Here is a 7492-nt window from a genome sequence, read left to right on the forward strand (position 1 = left end):
CGACCTCGGCGCCGACGAGCGCGACCGGCTGGTCGACGGGCGCCCGGCGCTGGTCGGCGGTCGCGACGGGCTCGCGGCGGCCGACCGCGACCGGGCCAACCGCGCCCGGCTGGCGGCGGCGCGAAGGGCGACGGAGGCCGAGGTGGCGGGCCTGGAGCGCCGCCGCGGGACGGCGACGGGGTTCGGCGACCTCCAGGAGGTCGAGGCCCGCCTCGCCGCGGTGCGGGGGCGCCTCACGCGGATCCTCGCGATCGACACGGCCCTGGCCGGCGACCGGGCGCTGCTCGCGGTGGACCCGGAGTCGGGCCGGGCGGCGATCGCGGCCGGCGACGTCGACCGGGCCGCGCACGTCGGGGTGTTCGTGCCGGGCTTCACGGCCCGCGCCGAGGACCTGCCCGGGCGGATGCGCGAGCTCGAGGCACTGACGAGGCCCGACACCGCGGTGGTCGCCTGGTACGACTACCCCGCCCCCCAGTGGAGCGAGGTCACCGACCCCGCGCGCTCGGTGCTCACGCCGCGGGTGGCCGAGGACGCGTCGGCGCGCCTGCGCTCGTTCCTCACCGGCCTCACCGCCGGGCACGTCACGGCGATCGGGCACTCCTACGGGACCGTCACCGTGGCCCGCGGTGTCCTCGGGGCCCCGACGGTCGACGACGTGGTGCTCCTGGGCTCCCCGGGGGTCACGCCGCTGCCCCGGCAGCCGACGTGGGTGGCGGAGGCGCGCGGCGACCCGGTGGCCGACGCCGGCTGGTTCGGGCCCGACCCGAACGGCGTGCCGGGACTCCGGGTCCTCGCGACCGACGGGTCGTGGGGCCACCGCGGCTACCTGGAACCGGGCAGCACGAGTGCCGCGGGGATCGCCGCGGTGGTGCAGGGCCGCCCGCAGGACGCGGCCCTCGACCCGTCCGTCGGCGTGGGCGACCGGCTGCGCCGGCTGCTGGGGCCCTGACGGATCCGGCCGCGCGGACGCCGACGGCCGGCCCGGACGAGGTCCGGACCGGCCGTGGCGGGCGGCTGTGTCAGCTACCGACCGTCAGCTCCGAGTGTCAGCTACCGAGTCAGCTACCGGCGGGCTTGGTGCTGCCGGCCGAGCCGTTCGAGCTGGGCGAGCCGGTCGGCGGCGACACCGAGTCGGTCGGCGACGTCGGCGGCACGATCCCGCCGGCCTCCGACGGGTCGGGCACCGCACCGGCCGCGGCGGCCGGGGTGGCGGCCGACGGCCCGGTCGAGGCGACCGGGGCGGGCTTGGGCCGCGGGGCGGGCGGGGGCGGCGGCGGGAGCTCCGGCGCCTTGCGCGTGGCCACGACGCCGATCCCGGCGGCGAGGATGCCGAGGACGATCCACAGGCCCCAGCGGCGACGCTTGGTCTGCTCCGGCTCGATCCGCGCCGCGAGGTCCTTGCGGGCCTCGGTCAGGCCGCCCTCGAGCTGGCCGCGCACGGTGTCCCCGAGGCTGCGCAGCTCGCCGACGGTGGTGGGCACCGAGGACTTGTCGAGGTACTTCTTCGCGTCGTCGGCGACCGAGAGCGCCTGCTTGCGCGCGTCGCCGGCGACGGACAGCGCCTGCTTGCGGGCGTCCTTCGCGTACGAGCGGGCCTGCTTGCGGGCGTCCTTCGCGGCCTTGTTGGCGCGCTTGCGACCCTCCGCGCGCACCTCGAGGGCGCGCTTGCGGGCCTCCTCCTGCGCCTCCTGGGCGCGGTTCCGGGCCTCGGCGCGGGCGTCGAGCACCCGCTGGCGGGCCTGGTCGGCGGCGGCGCGGACGTCCCTGCGGACCTCGGCACGCTTCTTCGCGCCCTGCTTGCGGGCCTTCTCGCGGTCCTTGCGGGCCTGCGCCGCGGCCTTCTCGGCGTGCTTGGCCGCCTTCTTGCGGGCGCGGGCGCCTTCCTTGCGCAGATCGTCCAGGTCCTGCCTGGCACCGATCACGGTCTTGCTGCTCAACGGCCACACCTCACTCATCTGTGGCGGCTCATCATGCCGCCCGTCCCCTGCCTGCAAGTGCCCGACCCACCGGTGCGTCACACCCGTTCGGCCGACGGTGGCACCATGACGCTCGTGACGAATGCCGAGAACGCGACCACCGCGACGCTGCACACCACGAACGGCGACATCACCGTCAACCTGTTCGGAGACCAGGCGCCGAAGACCGTCGCCAACTTCGTCGGGCTCGCGACCGGTGAGGGCCAGTACAGCACCCCGAACGCGAAGGGACAGACCTCCGGTCCCTTCTACGATGGGGTGATCTTCCATCGGGTGATCGCCGGCTTCATGCTCCAGACCGGCGACCCGGACGGCACGGGCCGTGGCGGCCCCGGCTACAAGTTCGCCGACGAGTTCCACCCCGACCTGAAGTTCGACCGCCCCTACCTGCTCGCGATGGCGAACGCCGGGCCCGGCACCAACGGGTCGCAGTTCTTCATCACGGTCGCGCCCACCACGTGGCTGAACCGCAAGCACACCATCTTCGGCGAGGTGGCCGACCAGTCGAGCCGCGACGTCGTCGACTCGATCGCCGCCACGGCCACCGGCCCGGGCGACCGGCCCACCACCGACATCGTCATCGAGCGCGTCGAGATCGCGTAACGGGGCCACCACCGGGCGTTCGGGACACTGGGGGCATGACGACGGGACCGCAGGCCGCCACGCACGTCTGTGTCCGCCACCCCGACCGGCCCACCGGGCTGCGCTGCACCCGCTGCGAGCGGCCCGCCTGCCCGGAGTGCCTGCGGGAGGCGTCGGTCGGGCTGCAGTGCGTCGACTGCGTCGCCGAGGGCGCGCGCGGCGTCCGTCGGGCCCGTCCCGTGCGCACCGGCGCGGTCGTCGTGCCGGGCCTGATCGCGGTCAACGCGGCGGTCTTCGCCTGGACCGCGCTCGACGCCGGCAGCATCGCGGCGAACACCGACGGAGCGGTGTTCGCCGCCGGCTCGCTGGTCCCGCTGCAGGTGGCCGGGGGCGAGTGGTGGCGCCTGGTGACGTCCGGGTTCCTGCACATCGGCCCGGTGCACCTGCTGTTCAACATGCTCGCGCTCTGGTTCATCGGCCGCGACATCGAGCTCGCGCTGGGTCGCCTGCGCTTCTCCGTGCTCTACGGCGCGTCGCTGCTCGGCGGCTCGGCCGCGGTGATGGTGCTCGGGTCGCCGGTCTCGGCGACGGCGGGCGCGTCCGGGGCGATCTTCGGGCTGATGGGCGCGCTGGTGGTGCTCCTGCGCCGCATGCGGCTCCCGGCGACGTCGGCGATGGTGATCATCGGGCTGAACGTCGTGTTCTCGCTGACGTTCCCCGGGATCTCCCTGCTCGGGCACCTCGGCGGGCTGGTGACGGGCACCGTCGTGGCCCTGGGGATGGCCTACGGGCCGGCCCGCTCACGCCCGGTCGTCGGCCTGTGGATCGCCGGGGCGGTCGTCGCCGCCCTCCTCCTCGCCGTCGCCGTCCGCGACCTGTCGTTCGGCACCGTGGTCTGCGACGCCCTGACCTGCCGTGTGGGCGGCTGAGCCCCGGCCCGACGTGACCCGCCCCGCCGACGCGCGGTGCGCCTGCAGGGCGTCCGCGACGTCGTGCGGGTCGGTCCCCAGCTCGAGGCGGCCCAGGACGAGCAGGCGCTCCGACCCGTCGTCGTCGCGGGCGTCGATCTCCAGGTAGGCCGCCGGCATCCCGAGCCGGCGCATGCGCACCACCCGCACGGCGTCGACGCGGGTCCAGGGCCACGCCCGGGCGCCGGTGACCCCGCGCATCGTCAGGACGTCGTCGGCCGCGGCGAGCCTCGGCCGGGCGCACAGCCCGACGACCGCGGCGACGCCGACCGCCGCCCCGGCCACGCCCAGCAGCAGGCGGCCGGGCCCGTCGAGCGTGCCGAGCACGACGTACGTCAGCAGCGCGGCGGCGCCGACGAGTCCCAGGACGACCGCCCCCATCGGCGCGGACCAGGTGCGGGGCGGCTCGTCAGCGGAGCTGTCCACAGGACCTGTCCACAGTGGGGATGAACGACACCGGTGTAGTTCGCGCTCCGCCTAGCGCCACTTCATCGTCATGAGCAGCGAGATCACGACGAGGCCGAAGCCGATGAGGAAGTTGTAGCCGCCGAGGTCGGCCATGACCGGGATGTCCTCGCCGGCGAGGTAGTTCACCACCAGCCACGCCAGCCCGACGATGCCGATGCCGAGCATGATCGCGACGTAGGCCGGGTGGGAGGGACCGGCGCTCTGCGCGACGGCGGCCTGCGGCGGCGGGGTGTAGGTCGGCTTCTTGCGGACCTTCGACTTGGGCACGTGCTGCTCCACTCACCGGTGTGGCTGGTGCACCCCACGGTAGCGGGGTCGCGGGAGACGCAGCGGAGCGAGGCTCGACCTGGTCGGCAGTAGGGTTGGTGCGGTGCGGGTCCTCGTCGTCGACAACTACGACAGCTTCGTCTACAACCTCGTCCAGTACCTCGCCCAGCTCGGGGCCGAGCCGGTGGTGCGCCGCAACGACGCCCCCGACGTGCTCGACCTCGTCGACGAGGTCTCCGGGGTGCTCGTCAGCCCCGGTCCGGGTACGCCGAGCGACGCCGGCGCGAGCCTCGAGGTGATCGGCCGGTGCGCGGAGCGGCGGCGGCCGATGCTCGGCGTCTGCCTCGGCCACCAGGCCCTGGGGCAGGCGTTCGGCGGCGTCGTCGAGCGGGCCCCGGAACTGCGCCACGGCAAGACCTCGCTGGTGCACCACGACGGTGTCGGCGTGCTCGCGGGCCTGCCCGACCCCTTCACCGCGACGCGGTACCACTCCCTGACGGTGCGGCCCGACCCGCTGCCCGACGAGCTCGAGCCCACCGGCTGGACCTCCGACGGGGTCCTCATGGCGATGCGGCACCGCGAGCTGCCGCTCGAGGGCGTGCAGTTCCACCCCGAGTCGGTGCTCACCGAGGACGGTCACCGGATGCTGGCCACCTGGATGGAGTCGTGCGGCTTCCCGGTGGCCGACGGCCTGGTCGGCGAGCTCGTGCGCGACGCCCGAGCGCTCGCCCTCGCCGCCGCGCCCCCCGCCGCGACCTGACGCGGGAGGCCGGGACGGGCCTCGTCGGGACGGGGCCGGCGGGGCCTCAGCCGCCGCCGGGGAACAGGCCGTTGCCGCCGAACACGCCGCCGTTGCCGTTCCCGCCGCCCCCGCCGCCGGTGTACCGGCCGACGGTGACCTGGATGGTGTCGCCGGCGCCGGCCTGGCTGCCCGCCGACGGCGACTGGCTCAGGATCTTGCCGTCCTGACCCGGGTCGTCGACGTCCTGCGAGGTCGCCTGCAGGTTGCCGGTGAACCCGGCGGAGGCGAGGGCGGAGAGCGCGTCGGCCCGCGACTTCCCGACGACGTCGGGCACGCCGACCTGGTTGCCCTTCGACACCTGCACGGTGACCGTCGACCCCACGTTCACGGTCGACCCGGCCGACGGCGAGGTCGACACGACGCTGCCGGCGTTCCCGCCCGCGTCGATCTGGGTGACCGTGACCTCGAGCCCTACGCCCTCGAGCGTGGTGCGCGCGGTGGCCTGGTCCTGGCCGGTCACGTCCGGCACCTTGATGGTCTGCCGCTGCTGGCCGACGGTCAGCTGGATGGCGGTGCCGGGGGAGAGCAGGGTGCCCGACGGCGGGTCCTGGGAGAGGACCTTGCCGACCTGGCTCTGGTCGTCGACCTGGCGCTGCTGGGGCACGGGCGTGAGCGTGAGGCCTGCGCCCTGCGCGATCCGCTGGGCGGCGTCGGCGGTCTGCCCGACGAGGTTCGGGGCCTGCACCCGGTCGGGCCCGCGGCCGACCTGCATGGCGATCACGGTCTCGGGCTCGACCTCGGCCCCCGCCGGGGGGTCGGTCCGCAGGACCCTGCCCACCTGGGAGGCGTCGGAGGCCACGGGCACGACGTTCGGCTTGAGCCCCTGACCGGTCAGGGTCCGCAGGGCGACGTCCTGGGTCTGGTTGGCGACGTCGGGGACCGCGACCTCGTTGTTCCCGGGCGCGACGAGGAAGAACAGCCCGGCCAGCACGGCCGCCAGGAGGACGACCCCGCCGAGCACGCCCAGCCGGCGGCGGCTGCGCCGGCGGCGCTCCTCGGACTGCTCGGCCTGCCAGGCGGCGAAGTCGCCGGTGGCGGGTCCGGTCGCGTAGGTCGCGGGACCCACCGTGCGGGTGGGGCCGGTCATCAGCGTGTTGCGCTCGTCGGCGGACATCACCAGCGGCGCGTCGACCTGCTCGCCCTGCAGGGCCCGGACGAGGTCGTCGCGCATCTCGCCGGCGGTCTGGTACCGGTTGACCGGGTTCTTCGCGAGCGCCTTCAGCGTGATGGCGTCGAGCGCGGGCGGGACCGCGGGGTTGAGCTCCGACGGCGCCTTCGGGTCCTCGCGGACGTGCTGGTAGGCCACCGCCACGGGGGAGTCGCCGGTGAACGGCGGCTGCCCGGTCAGCAGCTCGAAGAGCACGCAGCCGGTGGAGTAGACGTCCGAGCGGGCGTCGACCGACTCGCCGCGGGCCTGCTCCGGGGAGAGGTACTGCGCGGTGCCGATGACGGCCGCGGTCTGGGTGAGGCCCTGCTGGGCGTCGGAGAGGGCGCGCGCGATGCCGAAGTCCATCACCTTGACCGCCCCGGAGGGGGTGATCATGACGTTGGCCGGCTTCACGTCGCGGTGGATGATCCCGTGGCGGTGGGAGAAGTCGAGCGCCGAGCACACGTCGGCGACGACCTCGCAGACCCGCGTCGGGTCCATCGGCCCGCCGGTCTTGACGATGTCGCGCAGCGTCCGCCCCGGGACGTACTCCATGACGATGTAGGGCAGCGGGATGTCGTCGGCCCAGGTCTCGCCGGTGTCGTAGACCGCGACGATCGCCGGGTGGTTCAGCGAGGCCGCGTTCTGGCCCTCCCGCTGGAACCGGACCTGGAACTGCGGGTCGCGGGCCAGGTCGGCGCGCAGCACCTTGATGGCCACGTCCCGGCCCAGGCGGACGTCCCGGCCGCCGTGGACCTCGGACATGCCGCCGTAGCCGAGCGTCGGCCCCAGCTCGTAGCGGTCGGACAGGAGGCGGGGCGTGGTCATCCGAACTCCTGACAGGTCACGGTGACGGTGTCCCCGCGCGCGACCTCGCCGGTGGGGGAGACGTACAGCACGCGGCAGGCCGACGGGTCGCTCGGCCGTCCGCCCAGGACCGTGCGGATGTCGGGGGTGAGGCCGTCCTCGCGCAGCGCCGCACCGGCGACCGAGGCCGACCGTCCGACGTAGTCGATGTTGCTGACCGAGACGGTGTTCCCGGCCGGGGCCGTGGTGGTCGTCGTGGTCCGGGAGGTCCGCGTCGTGGTGGTCGTCGGCGGCGCGGTGGTGGTGGTCGTCGTCGGGGAGGCGACCGGCGGCGGCGCGCTGGTCGCGGTGTTGGAGACCAGGACGTAGCCGAGCACGCCGAGCAGGGCGACGACCGCCGCGACCGCGGCCACGGCGCCCCAGGGCCCGCGGCGGCGCGGCTCGGGCCGGCGGGCGGCGTCGTCCCAGCGGTCGG

General features: G+C 75.1%; 7 protein-coding genes and 2 pseudogenes. 4 read left to right on the top strand and 5 right to left on the bottom strand.

The annotated features are described in order from the left end of the window. Positions 1–949 (top strand): alpha/beta hydrolase (locus ACFPBZ_RS29160; protein WP_378039617.1); only part of this gene is annotated, 949 nt, incomplete at its 5' end. Between the two features lie 109 nt (positions 950–1058). Here the strand turns inward: ACFPBZ_RS29160 and ACFPBZ_RS29165 are convergent. Continuing rightward, positions 1059–1937: a hypothetical protein gene (locus ACFPBZ_RS29165; RefSeq protein WP_378039618.1), complete on the bottom strand. Its 879-nt coding sequence runs from the start codon at positions 1935–1937 to the stop codon at positions 1059–1061. A gap of 105 nt (positions 1938–2042) precedes the next feature. Here ACFPBZ_RS29165 and ACFPBZ_RS29170 point away from each other — a divergent pair, with 105 nt between their 5' ends. After that, positions 2043–2579, top strand: a complete 537-nt coding sequence (locus ACFPBZ_RS29170; RefSeq protein WP_378039619.1) for a peptidylprolyl isomerase — start codon at positions 2043–2045, stop codon at positions 2577–2579. 35 nt (positions 2580–2614) lie between these two features. Beyond that, on the top strand, positions 2615–3487 hold the full coding sequence (locus ACFPBZ_RS29175; protein WP_378039620.1) for a rhomboid family intramembrane serine protease: 873 nt from the start codon (positions 2615–2617) through the stop codon (positions 3485–3487). Between the two features lie 45 nt (positions 3488–3532). On the opposite strand, the pseudogene ACFPBZ_RS29180 reads toward ACFPBZ_RS29175, so the two are convergent. After that, positions 3533–3907: pseudogene (locus ACFPBZ_RS29180) on the bottom strand (PH domain-containing protein); the annotation flags it as partial. Positions 3908–4003: 96 nt separating this feature from the next. Continuing rightward, a complete protein-coding gene (gene crgA / locus ACFPBZ_RS29185; RefSeq protein ID WP_378039621.1) occupies positions 4004–4261 on the bottom strand; it encodes a cell division protein CrgA in 258 nt (85 codons plus the stop codon). Between the two features lie 103 nt (positions 4262–4364). On the opposite strand from crgA, the gene ACFPBZ_RS29190 reads away from it, so the two are divergent. Next, complete coding sequence (locus tag ACFPBZ_RS29190) at positions 4365–5021, top strand: aminodeoxychorismate/anthranilate synthase component II (protein WP_378039622.1); 657 nt, start codon at positions 4365–4367, stop codon at positions 5019–5021. Between the two features lie 46 nt (positions 5022–5067). On the opposite strand, the gene pknB is transcribed toward ACFPBZ_RS29190, so the two are convergent. Both pknB and ACFPBZ_RS29200 read right to left on the bottom strand, forming a co-directional pair. After that, a complete protein-coding gene (pknB, locus tag ACFPBZ_RS29195) occupies positions 5068–7038 on the bottom strand; it encodes a Stk1 family PASTA domain-containing Ser/Thr kinase (protein ID WP_378039623.1) in 1971 nt (656 codons plus the stop codon). Beyond that, positions 7035–7492, bottom strand: a pseudogene (locus ACFPBZ_RS29200) (serine/threonine protein kinase); the annotation flags it as partial. The pseudogene ACFPBZ_RS29200 and the gene pknB, both read right to left, overlap by 4 nt.

It is taken from the genome of Actinomycetospora atypica, from assembly GCF_042653685.1.
GTDB classification, from domain to species: Bacteria; Actinomycetota; Actinomycetes; order Mycobacteriales; family Pseudonocardiaceae; genus Actinomycetospora; species Actinomycetospora atypica.